At 66.9% G+C, this 19176-nt stretch carries 17 protein-coding genes and 1 pseudogene; 13 read left to right on the plus strand and 5 right to left on the minus strand.

Translation table 11 applies throughout. From position 1 onward, the window contains the following. Positions 1-2 precede the first annotated feature (2 nt). Positions 3-1244, plus strand: coding sequence for a hypothetical protein (locus AC1MH0_RS14245; RefSeq protein ID WP_480963315.1), 1242 nt, complete (start codon positions 3-5; stop codon positions 1242-1244). Between the two features lie 162 nt (positions 1245-1406). Here the strand turns inward: AC1MH0_RS14245 and AC1MH0_RS14250 are convergent, their stop codons facing one another. Beyond that, positions 1407-2195, minus strand: coding sequence for an SDR family NAD(P)-dependent oxidoreductase (locus AC1MH0_RS14250; RefSeq protein ID WP_480963316.1), 789 nt, complete (start codon positions 2193-2195; stop codon positions 1407-1409). 130 nt (positions 2196-2325) lie between these two features. Here AC1MH0_RS14250 and AC1MH0_RS14255 point away from each other — a divergent pair, with 130 nt between their 5' ends. The 5 genes from AC1MH0_RS14255 (at position 2326) to AC1MH0_RS14275 (ending at position 8296) form a co-directional block, all read left to right on the plus strand. Next, a complete protein-coding gene (locus AC1MH0_RS14255; RefSeq protein WP_480963317.1) occupies positions 2326-3153 on the plus strand; it encodes an SDR family NAD(P)-dependent oxidoreductase in 828 nt (275 codons plus the stop codon). 10 nt (positions 3154-3163) lie between these two features. Then, positions 3164-4594 (plus strand): MFS transporter, encoded by a 1431-nt coding sequence (locus AC1MH0_RS14260; RefSeq protein ID WP_480963318.1) that lies wholly within the window; start codon positions 3164-3166, stop codon positions 4592-4594. Positions 4595-4798: 204 nt separating this feature from the next. Continuing rightward, positions 4799-6688 carry a M1 family metallopeptidase gene (locus tag AC1MH0_RS14265; RefSeq protein WP_480963319.1) on the plus strand — a complete coding sequence of 630 codons (1890 nt, stop codon included), beginning with the start codon at positions 4799-4801 and terminating at the stop codon, positions 6686-6688. Positions 6689-6825: 137 nt separating this feature from the next. Then, positions 6826-7449 (plus strand): CHAP domain-containing protein, encoded by a 624-nt coding sequence (locus AC1MH0_RS14270; protein WP_480963320.1) that lies wholly within the window; start codon positions 6826-6828, stop codon positions 7447-7449. 109 nt (positions 7450-7558) lie between these two features. Beyond that, the gene (locus AC1MH0_RS14275) at positions 7559-8296 is read left to right on the plus strand and encodes a hypothetical protein (protein ID WP_480963321.1); all 738 of its coding nucleotides are present in this window, start codon (positions 7559-7561) and stop codon (positions 8294-8296) included. Between the two features lie 47 nt (positions 8297-8343). Here AC1MH0_RS14275 and msrB read toward each other — a convergent pair whose 3' ends face one another. The 4 genes from msrB to AC1MH0_RS14295 all read right to left on the minus strand — a co-directional run bounded on the left by msrB (position 8344) and on the right by AC1MH0_RS14295 (position 12432). Further along, positions 8344-8832, minus strand: coding sequence for a peptide-methionine (R)-S-oxide reductase MsrB (gene msrB / locus AC1MH0_RS14280; RefSeq protein ID WP_480963322.1), 489 nt, complete (start codon positions 8830-8832; stop codon positions 8344-8346). A gap of 61 nt (positions 8833-8893) precedes the next feature. Beyond that, the gene (locus AC1MH0_RS14285) at positions 8894-10132 is read right to left on the minus strand and encodes a cytochrome P450 (RefSeq protein WP_480963323.1); all 1239 of its coding nucleotides are present in this window, start codon (positions 10130-10132) and stop codon (positions 8894-8896) included. A 141-nt stretch (positions 10133-10273) separates the two neighbouring features. Continuing rightward, on the minus strand, positions 10274-11509 hold the full coding sequence (locus tag AC1MH0_RS14290) for an ABC transporter permease (protein WP_480963324.1): 1236 nt from the start codon (positions 11507-11509) through the stop codon (positions 10274-10276). Further along, positions 11506-12432, minus strand: a complete 927-nt coding sequence (locus AC1MH0_RS14295) for an ABC transporter ATP-binding protein (protein ID WP_480963325.1) — start codon at positions 12430-12432, stop codon at positions 11506-11508. Before AC1MH0_RS14295 ends, AC1MH0_RS14290 begins: the two co-directional genes overlap by 4 nt. 44 nt (positions 12433-12476) lie before the next feature. Between AC1MH0_RS14295 and queG the strand changes: the two genes are divergently transcribed. The 7 genes and pseudogenes from queG (at position 12477) to AC1MH0_RS14330 (ending at position 19064) form a co-directional block, all read left to right on the plus strand. After that, positions 12477-13655 carry a tRNA epoxyqueuosine(34) reductase QueG gene (gene queG / locus AC1MH0_RS14300; protein WP_480963326.1) on the plus strand — a complete coding sequence of 393 codons (1179 nt, stop codon included), beginning with the start codon at positions 12477-12479 and terminating at the stop codon, positions 13653-13655. A gap of 181 nt (positions 13656-13836) precedes the next feature. Continuing rightward, a complete protein-coding gene (locus AC1MH0_RS14305) occupies positions 13837-14505 on the plus strand; it encodes a hypothetical protein (RefSeq protein WP_480963327.1) in 669 nt (222 codons plus the stop codon). A 119-nt stretch (positions 14506-14624) separates the two neighbouring features. Continuing rightward, a complete protein-coding gene (locus tag AC1MH0_RS14310; protein WP_480965752.1) occupies positions 14625-15878 on the plus strand; it encodes a DNA-packaging protein in 1254 nt (417 codons plus the stop codon). A 173-nt stretch (positions 15879-16051) separates the two neighbouring features. After that, positions 16052-17173, plus strand: a complete 1122-nt coding sequence (locus AC1MH0_RS14315) for a phage portal protein (RefSeq protein ID WP_480963328.1) — start codon at positions 16052-16054, stop codon at positions 17171-17173. Then, entirely contained in the window at positions 17173-17478 is a 306-nt protein-coding gene (locus tag AC1MH0_RS14320) for a DUF6127 family protein (protein WP_183129183.1), read from the plus strand. Before AC1MH0_RS14315 ends, AC1MH0_RS14320 begins: the two co-directional genes overlap by 1 nt. Before the next feature lie 2 nt (positions 17479-17480). Further along, the gene (locus tag AC1MH0_RS14325; RefSeq protein WP_480965753.1) at positions 17481-17843 is read left to right on the plus strand and encodes an HK97 family phage prohead protease; all 363 of its coding nucleotides are present in this window, start codon (positions 17481-17483) and stop codon (positions 17841-17843) included. Between the two features lie 218 nt (positions 17844-18061). Next, positions 18062-19064: pseudogene (locus tag AC1MH0_RS14330) on the plus strand (phage major capsid protein). Positions 19065-19176: the final 112 nt, after the last annotated feature.

The raw sequence follows: 19176 nt of genomic DNA on the forward strand, positions 1-19176 counted from the left end.
GGATGACGGGGAAACGGGTGGTCGCGTGCGCGCTGGCGACGTGTCTGGCGGCAAATGTGGTTCAGGCGCAGGCGATGATGCCGGTGCCCTATGGCGGCACAAAGCCAGCGCCCGTCCCGCAATCGCCCGCCGTCGATCCGCGGGACACGCCCGAGGAGATCGCCAAGGATTCGGCGCGCGACCTCAGCGACGATCATTTCTACAACCGCCCCGGCGCCACGCGCGCGGACTATGACGCCGCCTGGCAACGCTGCCGCCTGATCGCGCGCGGATCGCGGACGCCATCGGGATCGATCCCCTATTCGTACAACCCGGCGCTCGTCTCGCCGGTTGCGGCAGGGATCGGCGGGGGCTTGGGCGGTCTGCTGGCGGGTGCGATCGCGGAGGGGCAGCAGCGGCGCGCGAACCGGCGCAACTGCCTGCTGATCGACGGCTGGCGGATGGTCGAGGTGCCGGCGGCCACCGCGACACGGCTGAAGACGATGACCGACGATCAGCGCTCGAGCTATTTCAACGGGATCGTCGGCGCCGCGCAGGTCGACGGCAAAGTCACCGAGCGCGCCAGCTTCACCCAGCCGGTCGATCCCGTCTTCAATCTCGATGCACCGGTCTTTGGCCCCGGCTCGGTGTTCCTCGGCAAGAAGGTCGATCCGAAGGCACCGTTCGTGCTCGGCCCCGGAGAGGCGGCGGTCGTCCTGGCGTTTCGCCGACCCGACGCAGTCAGCGCCGGTCGCTCCGCGCTCGTCCAGTTGGCGCGGTACGACGTCGCCGGCCGCGACCTGCTGTACCGCCGCAAGGACTGGAAGAAGACCGGCGACAAGACCATCTATGAGGTCGCTGCGGGAAGTGCCGATCGCAAGGCGCCGTACGAGGTGCAGGTCCTCAAGGTCACGCCGGGCGATTACGTGATTGCCTCGACCGCGGTCGTCGCCAAGGTTGCGACGACCAGCTACTGCTTCGGCGCGCCGACCTTTCACGTCGATCCCGGTGCGGTCGTGTATCTCGGCGATTTCGTTCCCGTCGTGGATGCAAAGCTGAAGACCGGCGATACCGTGAGCACGCTCGCCTACGCCTCGCATATCGAGGATGCGCGCCGGACGCTGACGGCGTCGCAGCCTGCGCTCGGTGCAGCATTGCGCCCCGCCAGCATCATGAACCGCGCAACGTATGCCTGTTCGGCGATCACGATGGACCGCTGGGACCTGCCCGGCGTCGGATCGCGACCGCCCGCAGTCGCCCAGTAGCCAAACTCCCTCGCCCCTACGGGGAGAGGGAAGGGGCCCGCGGCACTTGCCGTGGGAAGGGAGAGGGGAGTGGGGCTCGGGACGGCTGATCCCAACGCCCCTCTCCCTTCCGTCGCAAGTGCTCCTCCCTCCCTCTCCCCGGAGGGGCGAGGGAATCAGAAGTCAGGCGTCGATGCTTGTGCCCAGCGAAGCGTGCACCAGCCCGCCGTCCACCGTGATCGTCTCCCCGATCACATAATCCCCCGCGCGGCTCGCAAGGTAGATCGCCGCGCCCGCCATATCCTCGTCCACCCCGACGCGCTTCGCCGGAATCCCCTGCGCCACCGCATCGCCATGATCCCGCGCCGCCTTGTTCATGTCGCTCGCGAACGCCCCCGGTGCGATCGAGGTGACGTTGATCGAGTCCGTCACCAGCCGCGCCGCCATCCGCTTCGTCAGGTAGATCAGCGCCGACTTCGACGCGTGATAGCTGTACGTCTCCCACGGGTTCAGCCGCTGGCCGTCGATCGACGTGATGTTGATCACCTTCGCCGGCTTCGCGCGCGAGCCCGAGGCCTTCAACGCCGCATGCAGCGCCTGGGTGAGGAAGAACGGCGATTTGACGTTCAGGTCCATGACCTTGTCCCAGCCGACCTCGGAAAACTCCTCGAACGGCACGCCCCATGCCGCGCCCGCGTTGTTCACGAGGATATCGAGCTGCGACTCATGCTCGGCGAACTGCGCGGCGAGCGCCTTGCACCCCGCCACGGTCGAGACGTCCTGCGGCAACGCGATGCAGTTCGGCCCGAGTTCCGCGGCCGCCGCCTCGCACACATCGGCTTTCCGCGACGAGATATACACCTTGGCCCCCTGCGCGATGAAGCCGACGGCGATCATCTTGCCGATCCCGCGGCTGCCGCCGGTGATCAGCGCGATGCGGCCGTCGAGCCGGAACAGGTTGGTCGTATCCATCACGCGTCCTCCGAATGTTTGCCCGCTTGGTATCGCCGAGCGCCGCCCGCCGCAAACCCGTTTTTCGAACCAGCCGTCATTGACGAGTGCAAAGCCCGTACTATGCTCGCCAAAAGCTAGGAGAGAGCGTGTGAGGTTTTCAGGCAAGCGTGCCGTCGTGACCGGCGGCGCGTCCGGCATCGGCCGAGCGACCGCACTCCGACTCGCCGACGAAGGCGCCACCGTGCTGATCGGCGACATCGACGAAGCCGGCGGCCACGCGATCGCCGACGCATCCGGCGGCCGCATAATGTTCCAGCGTACCGACGTGCTCCAAGCGGGCGGTATCGAAGCGCTGATGCAGACCGCCGACGATGCGGGCGGGCTCGACATCTTGTTCAACAACGCCGGCGCAGGCGGCTCGCGCGACCCGATCGGCGAGATCAGTCCGGAGGATTGGGACCGAACCCAGGCACTCCTCCTCCGCTCGGTCGCGCTCGGCATCCGCTACGCAGCACCGCTGATGGCCAAGCGCGGCGGCGGCGCGATCGTCAACACCTCGTCGGTATCCGCGCTTGGCACTGGCTATGCGCCGACCGCCTATTCCACCGCCAAGGCCGGCGTACTCCACCTCACCAAGCAGGCCGCCGCGGATCTCGCGCAGCACAAGATCCGCGTGAACGCCGTCGTGCCCGGCTTCATCGTCACCAACATCTTCACGCGCACGCTCGAACTCGACGCCGCCAAGACGACGCAGGCGGACGCGATGATCGCGCATATTGCCGCCGACGCACAGCCGATCCGCCGCCCCGGCACCGGCGAGGACATCGCTGCCGCGGTCGCGTTCCTCGCCAGCGACGACGCGAGCTTCATCACCGGCACGCACATCCTCGTCGACGGCGGCATGACGATCGGCACGCGCCCGAGCTGGGACCCCGCGCAACCCTCGCTGTTCGCCATGCTCGACAAGCTGAAATGACCGCCGCGTCATGAGCGCACCCGCCCGCCGCCTCTCCAACGGCACGATGGCAAGCTACGGCTTCGGCGCGGTCGCGTACGGAGTGAAGGATGCCGGGTTCGGCACGTTCCTGCTGTTGTTCTACAACCAGGTCGTCGGGCTGCCGTCCGCGACCGTCGGCCTCGTCATCATGATGGCGTTGCTGATCGATGCGTTCGTCGATCCGGCGGTGGGCTTTTTCTCCGATCGCACGCGGACGCGTTGGGGGCGGCGGCATCCGTGGATGTACGCGTCTGCGCTGCCGATCATGGTCGGCTGGCTGCTGCTGTGGAACCCGCCTTCGGTGATGTCCGAGCCGCAGACGCTGGTCTGGCTGTTCGCGATGGCGGTGATCGTGCGCAGTGCAGTGAGTTGCTATGAGGTCCCCTCGGTCGCGCTGACGCCCGAACTCACCTCGGGGTATGACGAGCGGACGCGGATCATGGCGTATCGGTACCTGTTCGGCTGGGTCGGCGGATTGCTGATGCTGTTGTCGGCGTACCAGTATTTCCTCGCGCCTACCGCGGCGTTCCCGAACGGGCTGCTCAATCGCGCCGGATACGGCGGCTTCGCGTTGGCGGGGGCGATCTTCATCGGCGTTGCGATCCTCGTCTCCGCGCTCGGCACGCATCACGAGATCAGGCATCTGCCGAACCCGCCGATCGCCAAGCAGACCCTGCGCGAGTCCTTCGCCGAACTCCGCCAGACCGTGAAGAACCGCGCGTTCGCGATCCTGATGGCGGCCGGCGTCTGCGCGTACACGATCCAGGGCATCAGTTACGCGATGTCGAACTACCTCTACACCTATGTGTGGGGCTTCAAGGGGCCGGTGTTCGTCTATTTGACGATCGCGTTGTTCTCGGGCGTGTTCCTCGCGTTCCTCGCCGCGCCCCGGCTCGGCAGGACGGGGAGCAAGCCCAAGGCAGCGATGGGCGCGGTGCTGCTCGGCGCGGCGCTCAACACGTCGCCCTATTGGCTGCGGATGCTCGGCGTGTTTCCCGACGTCGGCGAGCCCACGCTGCTGCCGATGCTGTTCGGGTTCTTCATCCTGGGCACCGCGTCGAACGTCACCGGGTTCATCCTCGGCGCGTCGATGATGGCCGACGTTGTCGAGGATTCTGAGGCGAAGACCGGCAGGCGATCCGAAGGCGTGTTCTTCGCGGGCTCGTTCTTCGTCCAGAAATGCACGAGCGGGATCGGGATTTTCTTCGCCGGTATGATCCTCGCGGTGGCGGGGTTCCCGGCCAAGGCCATGCCGGGGACGGTACCGGTCGCCACGATCGACCGGCTGACGCTGATCTACGCCGGCCTCTACATCGTGCTGGCGTGCGTCTCGGCGTACTTCTTCTCGCGGTTTCCCTTCGGGCGGGTGGAGCATGAGGCAAGGCTGGCGCGGCTGGCCACACCGGCTGCCGACCGCTGATACTTCTCCCCTCCCTGGAAGGGAGGGGCCGGGGGTGGGTCGGCCGCTTGGGCAGCGTTCCGTCAGCTAACAGACCGACCCACCCCCAACCCCTCCCTTCCAGGGGGGGGAGCAGGACGGTGACCGCTGCTCTTCCAGCGAGGGTGGCAAGGCGGTAGGACCGATGCTTGGCCTTCCCCTTGGAACGGCGACATCGGAGTTCCCATGCGCATCCCCGCTCTAGCCACCGCCCTTGGTCTCGTCCTAGCATCCCCCGCCGTCGCGCAGACGATCGCACCAATCCTCACCACCCCCGACGCGCACGACCCGCACAGCTATGCCCGCCCCGCCGAGGCGCGCGTCACGCATGTCGCGCTCGATCTCGCCGCCGACTTCGACACCCACGTCATGCGCGGCATCGCGACGCTCGACATCCTGGCGAAACCGGGCGCGAAACAGGTCGTGCTCGACGACAACGGCCTGAAGATCGTCAACATCACTGACGCGAACGGCAAGCCGCTCCCCTACTCGGTAGGCGCGGTCGACAAGGTCCACGGCGCGCCACTGACCGTCACGCTCAACGGCGCGAAGAAGATCCGCATCGCCTATGCCTCGTCGCCCGACGCGAAGGCGCTGCAATGGCTGACCCCTGCGCAGACCGCGGGCAAGACGCAGCCGTTCCTGTTCAGCCAGGGTGAGGCGATCCTCAACCGCAGCTGGATCCCGACGCAGGATTCGCCGGGCATCCGCCAGACCTGGGAAGCGAAGATTGCCGCTCCCAAGCAGCTGACCGCAGTGATGAGCGGCGACCGCGTCGCGGACGCTGCCGGCAAGACCTGTGTCGCGGATCGTTGCACGTTCCAGTACAAGATGGACAAGCCCGTCGCGCCCTACCTCATCGCGCTCGCGGTCGGCGACATCGCGTTCAAGTCGACCGGCCCCCGCACCGGCATCTGGGCCGAACCCGCGACGCTCCCCAAGGCCGCGTACGAGTTCGGCGAGCTCGAGAAGTTCGTCGCCGCCGCCGAAGGGCTGTACGGCCCGTATCGCTGGGGCCGCTACGACGTGCTGGTCCTGCCGCCGTCGTTCCCGTTCGGCGGCATGGAGAACCCGACGCTCACCTTCGCCACGCCGACCGCGATCGCCGGCGACCGCAGCCTCGTCTCGCTGATCGCGCACGAACTCGCGCACAGCTGGTCGGGCAATCTCGTGACGAACGCGACATGGGACGATTTCTGGCTCAACGAAGGCTTCACCAGCTATTTCGAGAACCGGATCATGGAAGCGCTCTACGGCAAGCGCCGCGCGGACATGGAGGCCGACCTCGCCTGGACCGACATGCTCGCCGCGGTGAAGGAGGCCGGTGGCCCCGCCGCGAAGGACACGCAACTCCACCTCGATCTCGACGCATCGCGCGATCCCGACGACGGCATGACGCAGATCGCCTACGACAAGGGCGCCGCCTTCCTCCGCACGATCGAGAAACAGGTCGGCCGTGCCCGGTGGGACGCGTATCTCCGCAGCTATTTCGACCGCCACGCCTTCCAGCCGCAGACCAGCGCCGGCTTTCTCGCCGACCTCAAATCGAAGCTGCTGACTCCCGCCGAAGCCAAGACGATCGGCGTCGACGCGTGGGTCTACAGCCCCGGCATCCCGGGGAACGCGGTGCACGTGACGTCCGCCGCGTTCCCCGCGGTCGATGCGGCGGCCAAGGCGTATGCGGCCGGCGGTCCCGTCTCGGGCGTGCCCGGCAAGGCTACAACGCAGGAGATCACGCGGTTCATCACGCAATTGCCGCGCAAACTCCCGGCCGAGCGGTTGAAGACGCTCGATACCGCGTTCGGTTGGAACACCACCGGCAATGCCGAGATCCGCTTCGCCTGGCTGCAACTCGCGCTCGCCAATCACTATGCGCCTGCCGATGCGTCGGCCGAGCAGTTCCTGACCTCGCAGGGTCGGCGTAAATTCGTCGCGCCGCTGTTCCAGCAGATGATGGACTCGGGCGACTGGGGCCACAAGCTGGCGATGGAGATCTACGGCAAGGCGCGGCCGGGCTATCATGCGGTCACGCAGGTCACGGTGGACCGCATAACCGGTTGGAAACTCATGAACTGAGCCGCCTTGAGCGCCCATCCGGGGCGTTGGTCGGCGCGGTAACACGTTTCGTCGGATATGGTTCCCGCACGGGTTCCAATTAAATCGAACCTCCCGTAGCCAGAATGCGACAAACGGGTTTTGGCCGGGGGGTCTCGATGAATTTCAAGGCGTTAGCAGCGCGTTTTGCGCTGGTGGTATCGTGCGGCCTGATGACGGCCACCCCTGCTGCGGCTCAGTTCTGGCAGTGCGTGACGTTCGCCCGCTCGGTTTCGGGGATCGAAATCCGCGGCAACGCCAACACCTGGTGGAGCCAGGCCGAGGGTCGCTACGAGCGCGGCCACACCCCGAAGGCCGGCTCGGTCCTCGCCTTCTCGCCGACCTCGCGGATGCGCGTCGGCCATGTCGCAATGGTCTCGAAGGTGGTCAGCGACCGTGAAGTCCTCCTTACCCACGCCAACTGGTCGCGCCCCGGCGCGATCGAGACCAACGTTCGCGCGGTTGACGTCTCGCCCGCCGGTGACTGGAGCATGGTCAAGGTCTGGTACGGCCCGCAGGGCGACCTTGGCACCTCGGCCTATCCGACAAAGGGTTTCATCTATTCGGGCCACGCGCCTGCTGGCGACATGCTTGATGCGCCTACGCAGCCTTCGTTCCAGATGGCCAGTGCGACCCACACCGTCTCCGCTACGCAGCGCGCCAATGCTGCGCAGCTTGCGACGATCCAGCATGGTCCGACCGACCCCCGCGGCATCTTCACGCTGGTGAACGAGGCGCAGTAATCCTTTCGGCGCTACGCCGATGCTCTAGCCCCGAGGCTACGCAACGTTAACCCGATCGCGCTACGTCCGTCGCATCCCGAGGGGAACGACGATGCGATACTGGTTTTGCTTGCTCCTACCTGCGGCGCTGTTCTCCGCAGCGACACCGATCGCAGCCCATGCCGCGGACGCCCCCTATTATGGTCCGATGAAGCGCTGGGGCCCGATCGGCTACAAATTCGGTTACAAGGACAGCGTCGAGAAGGACGGCTCCTGGCGCGTGTCGGTCACGACGCATCGCGGCGAAGCGATCGACCTCGCAATGTACCGCGCCGCCGAAATGGCGCGTGACCTGGGGTATCCCTACGTCGAGTTGCTCGGCGGGTGGGAGCGCAGAACGCCCGGCCTAGGCACGGCGGACCTCTATGCACGACCCAGCCGCAGCCCCGCAGACCCTGCCACGTGCCGATCGAAGCGCCGCCGGAGTTGCTACACCGCCGATGTGGGCGAACTACTCCGGATCCTCGGCGGTCCTGACGGTACGCAACCCGGCGTACCGATCGCCGATCACGTCGACGAGTACGGGCGGTCCGTCTTCGTTTCGGGTTTCGGTATCGGTGCCGCATCGGCCACGCCATCGCGATCGACACCGGCCGCGCCGACGTTTGCGCTGGTGCCCCTGCCACCGCGCAGCACCATGCCACCGAGGAGCATGATGCCATCTAGGAGCATGATGCCGACGCGCATGACGATGCCGATGCGAGCAAGCGCTCCCGCACGACCGGCGACGGATTTCCAGACGACGCTCAAGGCCGCACAACCGATCCGCGGAAACCAGCCGAAGCTGGGTTGGACCATCAGCGACTGACCGTATCTTGTCTTCGTCATTGCGCGGTACGAACGCCGCGCCGCCGGTTACGCCGGCTTGAACGTCAGCGCGTCGCCATTCATGCAATAGCGCTTGCCCGTCGGCTTCGGGCCGTCGTCGAACACGTGGCCGAGATGCCCGCCGCAGCGGCGACAATGCACTTCCGTCCGCGCCATCCCCATCGTCGAATCCACCCGGGTCCGCACCGCATTCGGCAAGGGCTGCCAGAAGCTCGGCCAGCCGGTGCCGCTTTCGAACTTGGTCTTCGACGAGAAGTTCGGCAACGCACACCCGGCGCAGGAAAAGATCCCCGCGCGATGCTCGCCGTTGAGCGGACTGGAATAGGGCACTTCCGTCGCTTCCTTGCGCAGCGTGTTGTACGCGTCGGGGGACAGTTTTTTGCGCCACTGCGCGTCGGTCAGCGTCACCTCGAACCGCTCGGCGGCCTGCGCGGGTTGCGACGTGCAGCCCCAGAGCGCGAAGCCGGCGACGCCTGCTCCGGCTAGCGTAAGGAAAGCGCGGCGGTCCTGGGTCATGTTCGTCTCCATGGTTCGGATATAGGTACGGCCGAACCACCCGATAAGGTTACGCCAAGCCTCAGTATTTACTGATTTCCACCGGTAGCGTGCGATAGCCGTGGACGAAGCACGCAGCGACGCGCGTCGGTTCGGCGAGCACGTTGATCCGCATCCGTCGCGCGGCCATCTCCTCTAGCAGGATCGCGATCTGCATTTCGGCCAGCCGTGCGCCGACGCAGCGGTGAATGCCGTGGCCGAATGCCAGATGCCGCCGCGCGTTCGGGCGATCCACCACGATGGCGTCCGCATCGTCGCCGAACACGCTCTCGTCGCGGTTCGCCGAGATGTACCAGAGGGCGAGCTTGTCGCCGGCCTTGATCTGCTGCCCCATCAACTCCGCGTCCGCCGTCGCGGTGCGGCGCATGTGCGCGAGCGGGGTCTGCCAGCGCAGGATCTCGCTCACCGCATTGGGGATCAGCGTCGGGTCCGCCTCCAGCTTCGCGCGCGACTCCGGAAACTTGTCGAGGCCATAGGCGAGCGCCGACATCGAATTGCGCGTCGTGTCGTTGCCGCCGACGATCAGCAGGATGAGGTTCCCGATGAACTCGTTGTGATCCATGTGGCTCATCGCATCCGAGTGGATCATCATCGAGATCAGGTCGGGCGTCGGATCCTTATCGATCTTCGCGTCCCACAAGCCTTTGAAATACGACCCGCATTCGAACATGTGCGCGAGCCGCTGGCCGCGGAGTTCCTCGTTCTTGACGATCTCGATATCGCCCGCCCAGTCCGACCACAGCGTCAGTTTCCGCCGGTCCGCCCAGGGAAAGTCGAACAGGATCGCGAGCATCTGCGTGGTGAGTTCGATCGCGACGGTATCGACCCAGTCGAACGGCGTGTTCCATGGCAGGCTGTCGAGCATGTCGGCGGTCCGCCGCCGGATATCGCCCGACATCCGGGTCATCTCGCTCGGCGTGAAGGCGGGCGCGACCGTGCGGCGCTGCCCGGTATGTACCGGGCGATCGCGCGCGATGAACATCGGCATGCGGACGTCGCGCTCTGCGACGAAATCGGCAATCGTGATCCCGCCGGCCTCGGAGGAGTAGAGGTCGGGGAGGGATTCGACCTCGACGATGCCCTTGTAGGAGGAGACCGACCAATAGGGGCCGTAGTCGGACTGCTCGACATAGTGGACGGGGGCCTCGGCGCGGAGTTGCGCGAATGGCGCCTGCCAGAGGTCGTCGCGGTAGAGTTCGGAGCGGCTCACGTCGAGTGGATCGACCGTCTGTTGCGCCACGTCTCTTACCAGAGTCGCCATCGTTTCTCTCCCGTATTTTGCCGCAGGAGAGGCTTTGCTGACACTTATGTCAATAGGCTCCGTTCTCCTGCGAACGCAGGAGTCCAGGATCGCGAGGGATGGCGTTCGTTACCCTGGGCTCCTGCGTTCGCAGGAGAACAGTTAAGCGACTGCCTTAGCCTTGCGCCGCCAGAACGGCCGGGCGCTGCCCGATTGTAGGACGCCGCGGCGGAAAAGACGGGCGCCAACGGTGATGAAGATCGTTACCCACAAAGCCTGCCACGCCAGCGCCGCGACGTGCGGCCACAGCTCCGGTGAATTCGCCGCGCGGCCGGCCATTGCGAATGGCGACGACAGCGGGAACAGTTCGGCGGCGGTGGCGAGCCAGCTGCCGGGGTGGGAGACCGCCGCGGAGGACAGCCCGAACATCGCTACCTGCAGGATCGTGATCGGCAGCGACAGCATCTGGATCTCGCGCATCGTCGTCGCCTGCGCCCCGACCCCGAGGAATACCGAGCCGAGCAGGAGGTACGCCATGCTGAAATATGCGGCGAACAGCAGTGCGAACATCGGTGCGCCGACCGCGGGCGTCAGGTCGCCCAGCGCCACCGCGGCGGCGGCGGGCATCAGCGACGTGATCTGCGTGACGACGGTGCCCCAGAACGCGACGAACAGCACCGCGACGCCGAACATCCCGATCAGCTTGCCGAAGAACACGGACTCCAAGGGCACCGCGGCGGCGAGCACCTCGATCACCTTGTTGTTGCGCTCCTCGGCCATCGTGCCGACGACCTGGCCCGACAGGAACAGCGTCAGGAAGAAGATCCCGAACACCGCGAAGAAGGCGGATTGGTGCTGCCCACTGACCGAGGTGGTCGAGCGCGTGATCTGCGTCTTGGTCGCGGCGATCGTCGGCAGCGTGCCGCCGAGCTGCTGCGCGGCGAGCGTCGTCTGTGCGAGCAGCCCGAGGTAATCGGCCGAGCGTTTGCCGCGCGGTCCGTAAAGGATCTGCGGCGCGTCGAGCGGGCCGTACAGCACTGCGGAGGCGTCGACGTCCTTGGTCTCGAACGCCGCGCGCGCCTGGGCGGCTGGATCGGCGGTCGGCGCAACGATCGACAGTTCGGGGGGCGCTTCGTCGCTGCGGAACATGCCGCGCAGGCGCTCGTCGGACTCGTCGATCGGCCGCGCAGTGGTGGCGGGGACGATCGCGACGATCCGCGTCTTGTCCTGGGCACCATCAGTGACGCTCGCCGCGCCCAGTCCGCCGATCGCGCCGAACGATCCCATGATCAGGGGCGCGAACAGGAACAGCAGGAAGATCGGCGTGAACACCGTGGCGATGAAGTCGCGTCGCGCGATCGTGAAGGTCTGGCGGAGGGTGCGACGGAAACGGCTCATGCCGCGTCCTCCTTCGCGACGTCGGCATGCTGCCCAACGATCCTCACGAACGCCTCGTGCAAGCCGGGCCGCTCGATCGACAGCCCCGAAATCCCGTATCCCGCGTCGATCAGTCTCACGAGCAAGCTCTCGATTCCTTCGTTCGGAAGCTCGAACCGCCAGCTGTCCCCGTCCGCTACCGCATCCACCGGCAGCACGCCGCGGATCGCAGGATCGGGGCGATGCGGCGTGTAGTGGACACGCTGCGGCAATATACCCCGAGCGTCCGCCACGGTGCCCTCGAAGCGCCGCTTCCCCCCCGCGATGATCGCCAGCCGGTCGCACAGCCGTTCGGCGTGGCTCATGATATGGGTCGAGAACAGGATCGTCGCGCCGCGGTCGCGCTCGTTGAGGATCAGCTTCTCGAGCCGCTCCTGGTTGACCGGATCGAGCCCCGAGAAAGGCTCGTCGAGCACCAGCAAATCGGGCTGGTGCACCACCGAGCCGAGCAATTGCACCAATTGCGCCATGCCCTTCGACAGCTTCCGGATCTTCTCGTCGACCGCATGACCGAGCCCCGCGGCTTCCATCAGCACCACGGCACGCTCGCGCCCGGTCTTCCAGTCGAGCCCACGCAGGGCGCCCAGGAACGCGATCGCTTCGCGCGCCTTCATCGCCGGATACAGTCCGCGCTCCTCGGGCAGATAGCCGACCCGGTCGCTTGCATCGCGCGGATTGTCGTAGCCGAGCAGCGTGCGCGAGCCCTCGTCGGGTTCGATGATCCCGAGCAGCATGCGCAGCGTCGTCGTCTTGCCCGCACCGTTGGGCCCGAGCACGCCGTACACCGAGCCGCGCGGCACCATCATGTCCACCCCGTCGACCACGCGCCGTTCGCCGAACCGCTTCACGATCCCGTTCGCGGTGACCGCCCATTCATCGTTCACGCGCAATCTTCCTCCCGAGGGTGGCGTCGTGGTAGCGGGCGGACGTGGCGCAAGACAAGCTGGAACACAGGCTGAAGGCCAAAGCGGTGGAACTGGGCTTCGTCGCATGCGGGATCGCGCATGCGGGGGCGGCGCCGCGCGCGGGCGAACGGCTCCACCAATGGCTGGCGGATGGGCGCCACGGCGACATGATCTGGATGGAGGAGCGCAAGCACCACCGCGAGAGTCCCGCCGGCCTGTGGCCCGAGGTTCGCAGCGTCATCGCGCTCGGCATGAGTTATGCTCCGAAGGACGATCCGCTCCGGCTCGCGGACGAGGGCGGGGTGGGGCGGATCTCGGTCTATGCGCAGGGGCCGGACTATCACGATGTCGTGAAGCGGCAGTTGAAGGCGCTTGGGCGGTGGCTGGCGGCGGAAGCGGGGCGCGATCTGCCGCCGTTCGACCTGAAGGTGTTCGTCGACACCGCGCCGGTGATGGAAAAGCCGCTCGCCGAAGCCGCGGGGCTCGGCTGGCAGGGCAAGCACACCAATCTCGTCAGCCGCGAGCATGGCAGCTGGCTGTTCCTCGGCGCGATCTACACGACGCTCGATCTGGAACCGGACCGCGGCGGCGTCGACACCTGCGGCAGTTGCGACGCGTGCCAGACCGCATGCCCGACCGCGGCGTTCCCGCGGCCTTACCAACTCGATGCCCGTCGCTGCATCTCGTACCTCACGATCGAGCATGCCGGGCCGATCCCGCACGAGTTCCGTGCCGCGATCGGCAACCGCATCTACGGCTGCGACGACTGCCTGGCGGTGTGCCCCTGGAACAAGTTCGCCGCCGCGGCCAACGCGAACCTGGCGTTTCATCCTCGCGCGGAGTTGGTCGCGCCGGAACTCGTCGACATTCTGGCACTGGACGATGCTAGCTTCCGCACGGTGTTCGCGGGCTCGCCGATCAAGCGCATCGGTCGTGCCAAGATGATCCGCAATGCCTTGATGGCGGCGGGGAACAGTAGCGATCCTGGCCTCGTCGAAGCCGTCGTCGGACTGTTGGGCGACGACTCGCCGGTCGTCCGGGGCGCGGCGATATGGGCATTGCGGCGACTGGATAGCGCGCGCTGGGGCAGCGAGCGCGGACGTCGGTTGGCGGACGAAGGCGATCAGAGCGTGTTGGGTGAATGGGGGGCGGCCGCGGTCGATCGTGTCGTGCCTATGGTCGATCCACTCGCTGGCAGATAACCAAACGGGTTAATTATCTTGACATCGTCACGCTCATCTGGCACATAACGGGAACATCGAAAACTAGCGAGTCGGGCCGGACGGTCTGGCTCTCGGGAAGCCGGGACGATCGGGGCAGGAGCCTTTGTCGTCGCCGGCTTTCTGCGTTTGGCGGTGGGGTGCAGGCAAGCGGGGGCGCGGCATGGGGATCAAGAGCAAGGCAGCCGGGAACGCGAAGGTCGGCAGGATGGTCATCACGGGTGGGAAAAACCGGGTTCTTGTGGCCCGGAAACCCCGGGCGAAGGAATGGACACTCGAGCGGCAAGCCACGTTTCTCGAGGAATTGGCGATGACTGGCAACGTGACCACGTCTGTCGTCGTGGTGGGGATGTCGCTCGGCGGAGCCTATCACCGCCGCTCGCACGATCCTGCGTTTGCCGCAGCATGGCAGGCGGCGTTGTCGCGCGGGTATGACCGGTTGGAGGAACTGCTGTTGGCGACGTCGCTCGCCTCTCTGGATCGCGATGATGATGAGCGTCTTGGCGGGCAGGGTGACGACGACGGCGACGCGAGCGATGGGGGTCTGGATGCGCCCGGCAACGAGACGGCGGCGGTCGGCGACGCTGGTGCCGTCGAAGACGTGGGCGATGAAAACACCTGGGGCGGGGCTGCGGTGCCCGGTGCGGGGCTGATCAAGCTGTCGAGCGTGACGGCGATCCAGTTCGCGCTGGCTATGCTGAACCAGCATCGCGCGCGCGAGGCGCGGGGCCGCCAATCCAGCCAGACCTGTCGGGCGACGTCGGTGGAGACCGATGCCGCATTGCTGAAGCTGCTGGATTCGCTGGCGCGGCGCCAGGCGCTCGCCTCTTGACGCGCTCGGGAAGCGGCGAAGGCGATCCGGAAGCGGTCGACCCGTCGCCGGTCGCTACGGTCGAACGCGACCTGGTGGCGGAGCTGGCCGACCTGCCGGTGGTGCACCGTGCCGGGATCATGCGGAAGCTGTCGGTCGGTCAACGCAAGGAGCTGCGCGATCGGTGGCGGCATTGGGCGCATGACGGGCAATATCCGCCCGAGGGTGACTGGCGGATCTGGCTGATCCGGGCGGGACGCGGGTTTGGCAAGACGCGGGCGGGCGCGGAGTGGGTGAGCCAGATCGCGCGCGACGATCCGACCGCGCGGATCGCGCTGGTTGGCGCGACGATCGACGATGTGCGGCGCGTGATGGTGCAGGGCGAGAGCGGACTGATCGCGGTGGCGCACGACAACGAGGCGCTGACGTGGCGCAGTGCGGTCGGCGAAGTGCATTTCGGCAATGGCGCGAAGGCCTATGCGTATTCGGCGGAGGCGCCGGAAGCGTTGCGTGGGCCCGAGCATGGCTGGGCGTGGTGCGACGAACTGGCGAAGTGGCGCTACGGCGATCCGACCTGGGACAATCTGATGATGGGCTTGCGGTTGGGTACGGTGCCGCGCGTGCTGGTGACGACGACGCCGCGGCCGGTCGCGTTGATGCGGCGGGTGATGGCGTTGCCGGGACTGGTCGAAACGCGCGGGCGGACGCGCGACAATCCGCATCTGCCGGTGAGTTTCGTGGAGGCGATGACCGCCACGTATGCGGGGACGCGGATGGGGCGGCAGGAGCTGGATGGCGAGCTGATCGAGGATGTTGCTGGTGCCTTGTGGACGCGGGCGCTGGTGGAGTCCCGGCGGGTGGCTTTTGCGCCGGAGCTGACGCGCGTCGTGGTGGGCGTGGATCCTCCGGCGGGAAGTGTTTCCGGCGGGCCGGGGGATGCCTGCGGGATCGTGGTGGTTGCGCTTGGGGTCGATGGGTTCGGGTATGTCTTGGAGGACGCCAGTGTTTCTGGTGCTTCTCCCGAGGGGTGGGCTCGGGCGGTGGCCGAGTGCGCGGCGCGGCATGGCGCGGACCGGGTGATTGCGGAGGCGAACCAGGGGGGGAAGATGGTGGGGAGTGTTCTCTCTGGCGCCGACCGCGCGATGCCGGTGAAGCTGGTGCATGCGTCGCTGGGGAAGGTGGCGCGGGCCGAGCCTGTGGCGGCTTTATATGAGTGTGGGCGGGCTTGGCATGTGGGGGCTTTTCCGGGGTTGGAGGACGAGCTTTGCGGGCTGATCGCGGGCGGGGGGTATGAGGGGCCGGGGCGGTCGCCGGATCGGGCTGATGCTCTTGTTTGGGCGATGACGGAGGTGATGCTGGGGCCTCGGGCGCGGGTTTCTGTGCGGGTGCTTTAGGCGTTTGGCCCTCTCCCGGCGGGGAGAGGGAAGGAAGAGCGCTTGCGACGGGAAGGTGAGGCGTGGTGGTTGGGATTGGCGTCCTTAGCCTCACGCCCCTCTCCCTCCCACGCGCAAGGGCGCGCGGGCCCCTCCCTCTCCCCGTAGGGGCGAGGGAAATTCAGGAGAACATCATGAAATTGTTCGGGTGGAAATCCGGGCGCGATGAGTCGCGGCCGGTGTTGTCGCGGGCGCTCAGCGCGCCGGGGTTTCAGGGGGCGTTCGAGGATGTGCCGCACTCCTATGAGGCGCAGGTGCGGGCGGGGTATCTGGGGAATGCGATCGTCCAGCGGGCGGTGAAGCTGGTGGTGGAGTCCGTGGGGAGCGCGCCTTTGCTGGCGTCGGATCCGGCACTGGTGGCGCTGGTGACGGCGCGGTCGGGGGGGCAACCGCTGGTCGAGACGGTGGCGGCGCAGTTGCTGTTGCATGGGAATGCGTATGTGCAGGTCTTGCGCGACGTCGACGGGGGTGCGGCCGAGCTGTTTGCGCTTCGGCCCGAGCGGGTGACGGTGGAGGCGGATGCCGGCGGGTGGCCGGCCGCCTATCGGTATCGGGTGGGGGAGCGGGTTACGCGGCTGCACGCGGATCCGGTGCGGCCGGAGGTGATCCACCTGAAGAGCTTCAATCCGGTCGACGACCATTATGGGTTGGGGTGCCTGGGCGCCGCGTCGAGTGCGGTGGCGATCCACAATGCGGCGGCGCGGTGGAACAAGGCGCTGCTGGACAACGCGGCACGGCCTTCGGGGGCGCTGATGTACGATCCGAAGGATGGCGCGGTGCTGTCGACCGAGCAGTTCGAGCGGTTGCGGAAGGAGCTGGAGGCTTCGTTCTCGGGGTCGGGGAATGCGGGGCGGCCAATGCTGCTGGAGGGGGGCCTCAGGTGGCAGGCGTTGAGCTTGTCGCCGGCGGATATGGATTTCGTGGGCACCAAGGCGGCGGCGGCGCGGGAGATCGCGCTGGCGTTCGGGGTGCCGCCGATGCTGCTCGGGCTGCCGGGGGATAATTCCTATGCGAATTACCGCGAGGCTAACCGGGCTTTGTGGCGGCTGGGGGTGCTGCCGTTGGCGTGCTCGGTGCTGACGGGGATCGCGCAGGGGTTGGCCGGATGGTTCGAGGGGGCGACGCTCTCGGTCGATCTCGACCGGGTGCCGGCGCTGGCGGAGGATCGCGAGCGGCTTTGGGGGATGGTGAGCGGGGCTGGCTTTCTTAGCGATGGCGAGAAGCGGGCTCTCTTGGACATAGCGGAGGTGGCGTGATGGATGGGGCGGTTTTGGCGCAGTTGATGCGGCAGGGGGCTGAACGCGGTGTCGACCTGGTGACGCTGCGGGCGATAGTGGAGGAGGCGGGGGAGTTGGGGGCAGCTCGGGCTTTGGCGCGGGTGGCTTTGAGTGACGAGCGGGCTCGGGAGGATGTGGCGGAGTTGCGCGAGCTGCTGGCGGCTTGGCGGGATGCGAAGCGGTCGGTTTGGAAGGCGGTTGTCGGGTGGATCGCTCGGCTGGCGATGGCGCTGATGCTGGCGGGGCTGGCGGTGAAACTGGGGTTTGCTGCGTGGTTGAAGTGAGTGTGGCGTTTGCCGGGTATGCGGCGGTGTTCGATGTTGTCGATCGGGCGGGGGATGTGGTGCGGCGGGGGGCTTTTGCTAGGGCCGGGGTGGTGCCTTTGTTGTGGCAGCATCGTGGGGAGGCGGTTGGGTCTTTGTCCGTCGTGGCGGAGGACGCGCGGGGGTTGCGGGTCGAGGGGGTGGTTGTGGATCTGGAGCTGGCTCGGCTGGTGCGGGCAGGGGCGGTGGCTGGGTTGTCGGTTGGGTATCGGGCGACGTCCGTGCGGCAGGGGGTTCGGCGGGAGTTGTTTCGGGTGGAGCTGGTCGAGGTTAGTCTGGTGGCTGTGCCTATGCAGGCTTTGGCTCGGGTTGAGGTGGTGCCTTAGCGGTTTCCCTCTCCCTGTCGGGGAGAGGGAGGGAGGAGCCGCTTGGCGACGGAAGGGTGAGGGGCTTTGGCGCAGGCGTTCCTAGCCTCACTCCCCTCACCCTCCCACGCGCAAGAGCGCGCGGGCCCCTCCCTCTCCCCGGAGGGGCGAGGGTTTTCAGAGAGTTTCATGAGGCGTCCTGCGGGGCGCCTTTTTTCGTTTCATGCGAGGAGATGGACATGAGTGTTGTTGACCGGCCGGTTTTGGCGGGGGCTTCCCCCTTGGCGCAGAATGCGGCGTTTGCGGGGTTCGTTCGGACTGGCGCTACGTTGGAGATGAAGGCTTTTACCGGGGTCACGGGGGACGCCGGCGGGTTTGCGGTGCCGCGGGAGATCGATTGCTCAGATCGATACTTTGCTGAAGGGGATTTCGCCGATCAGGGCGATTGCGAACGTGGTGAAGGTTGGCTCGGCTGGGTATCGGAAGCTGGTGACGACGGGCGGTACGCCGTCCGGTTGGGCGGCGGAGAATGCGGCTCGGCCGGAGACGGCTTCGCCGGTGTTCGTCGAGATCGCGCCGCCTACGGGGGAGCTGTATGCCAATCCTTCGGCTAGCCAGGCGATGCTCGATGATGCTGCTTTCGATGTCGAGGAATGGCTGGCGGGCGAGATCGCGATGGAGTTTGCTAAGGCCGAGGGGGCGGCTTTCGTGTCGGGTTCCGGTGTGTCGCGGCCGAAGGGGTTTCTGACGTCGGCTACCGCGGCGACCGCCGACGGCGTGCGGGCTTTTGGAACTTTGCAGTATCTCGCATCAGGTACGGCTGGGGACTTTTCGGCGAATCCGCAGGAGCGGTTGATCGATCTGGTTCAGTCCTTGCGCGGGCCTTATCGGCAGGGGGCCAGCTTCGTGATGAATGCGGCGACGCTGGCGCGGATCCGGAAGTTCAAGACGACGGATGGGGCGTTCGTCTGGGCGCCTTCGCTGGCGGCGGGGGTGCCGGCTACGCTGCTCGGGTATCCGGTGGTGGAGGCCGAAGACATGCCGGACATCGCGGCGAATGCTCTGGCGATCGCGTTCGGGAATTTCCGCGCGGGGTACATCATTGCTGAGCGGACGGAGACGGGGATCCTGCGTGATCCATATTCGAACAAGCCGTTCGTGAACTTCTACGCGACCAAGCGGGTCGGTGGGTGCGTGACGAACTCCGAGGCGATCAAGCTGATGAAGTTCTCGGTGGCTTGAGCTGTTCCCTCTCCCCGTTGGGGAGAGGGAAGGAGGAGCGCTTGCGACGGGAGGGTGAGGGGGAGTTGGGGCGGGGGTTCCTAGCCTCACTCCCCTCTCCCTCCCACGCGCA

The sequence above is a fragment of the Sphingomonas sp. AP28 genome (assembly GCF_056680455.1).

Excerpts from the sequence above, each read along its gene's own strand:
- AC1MH0_RS14250 (WP_480963316.1), bottom strand. The coding sequence starts at position 2,195 with ATGGATACGACCAACCTGTTCCGGCTCGACGGCCGCATCGCGCTGATC.
- AC1MH0_RS14305 (WP_480963327.1), top strand. The coding sequence starts at position 13,837 with ATGGGGATCAAGAGCAAGGCAGCCGGGAACGCGAAGGTCGGCAGGATG.
- AC1MH0_RS14260 (WP_480963318.1), top strand. The coding sequence starts at position 3,164 with ATGAGCGCACCCGCCCGCCGCCTCTCCAACGGCACGATGGCAAGCTAC.
- msrB (WP_480963322.1), bottom strand. The coding sequence starts at position 8,832 with ATGACCCAGGACCGCCGCGCTTTCCTTACGCTAGCCGGAGCAGGCGTC.
- AC1MH0_RS14245 (WP_480963315.1), top strand. The coding sequence starts at position 3 with ATGACGGGGAAACGGGTGGTCGCGTGCGCGCTGGCGACGTGTCTGGCG.
- AC1MH0_RS14290 (WP_480963324.1), bottom strand. The coding sequence starts at position 11,509 with ATGAGCCGTTTCCGTCGCACCCTCCGCCAGACCTTCACGATCGCGCGA.
- AC1MH0_RS14310 (WP_480965752.1), top strand. The coding sequence starts at position 14,625 with ATGCGGAAGCTGTCGGTCGGTCAACGCAAGGAGCTGCGCGATCGGTGG.
- AC1MH0_RS14265 (WP_480963319.1), top strand. The coding sequence starts at position 4,799 with ATGCGCATCCCCGCTCTAGCCACCGCCCTTGGTCTCGTCCTAGCATCC.
- AC1MH0_RS14285 (WP_480963323.1), bottom strand. The coding sequence starts at position 10,132 with ATGGCGACTCTGGTAAGAGACGTGGCGCAACAGACGGTCGATCCACTC.
- AC1MH0_RS14320 (WP_183129183.1), top strand. The coding sequence starts at position 17,173 with ATGGATGGGGCGGTTTTGGCGCAGTTGATGCGGCAGGGGGCTGAACGC.
- AC1MH0_RS14270 (WP_480963320.1), top strand. The coding sequence starts at position 6,826 with ATGAATTTCAAGGCGTTAGCAGCGCGTTTTGCGCTGGTGGTATCGTGC.
- AC1MH0_RS14315 (WP_480963328.1), top strand. The coding sequence starts at position 16,052 with ATGAAATTGTTCGGGTGGAAATCCGGGCGCGATGAGTCGCGGCCGGTG.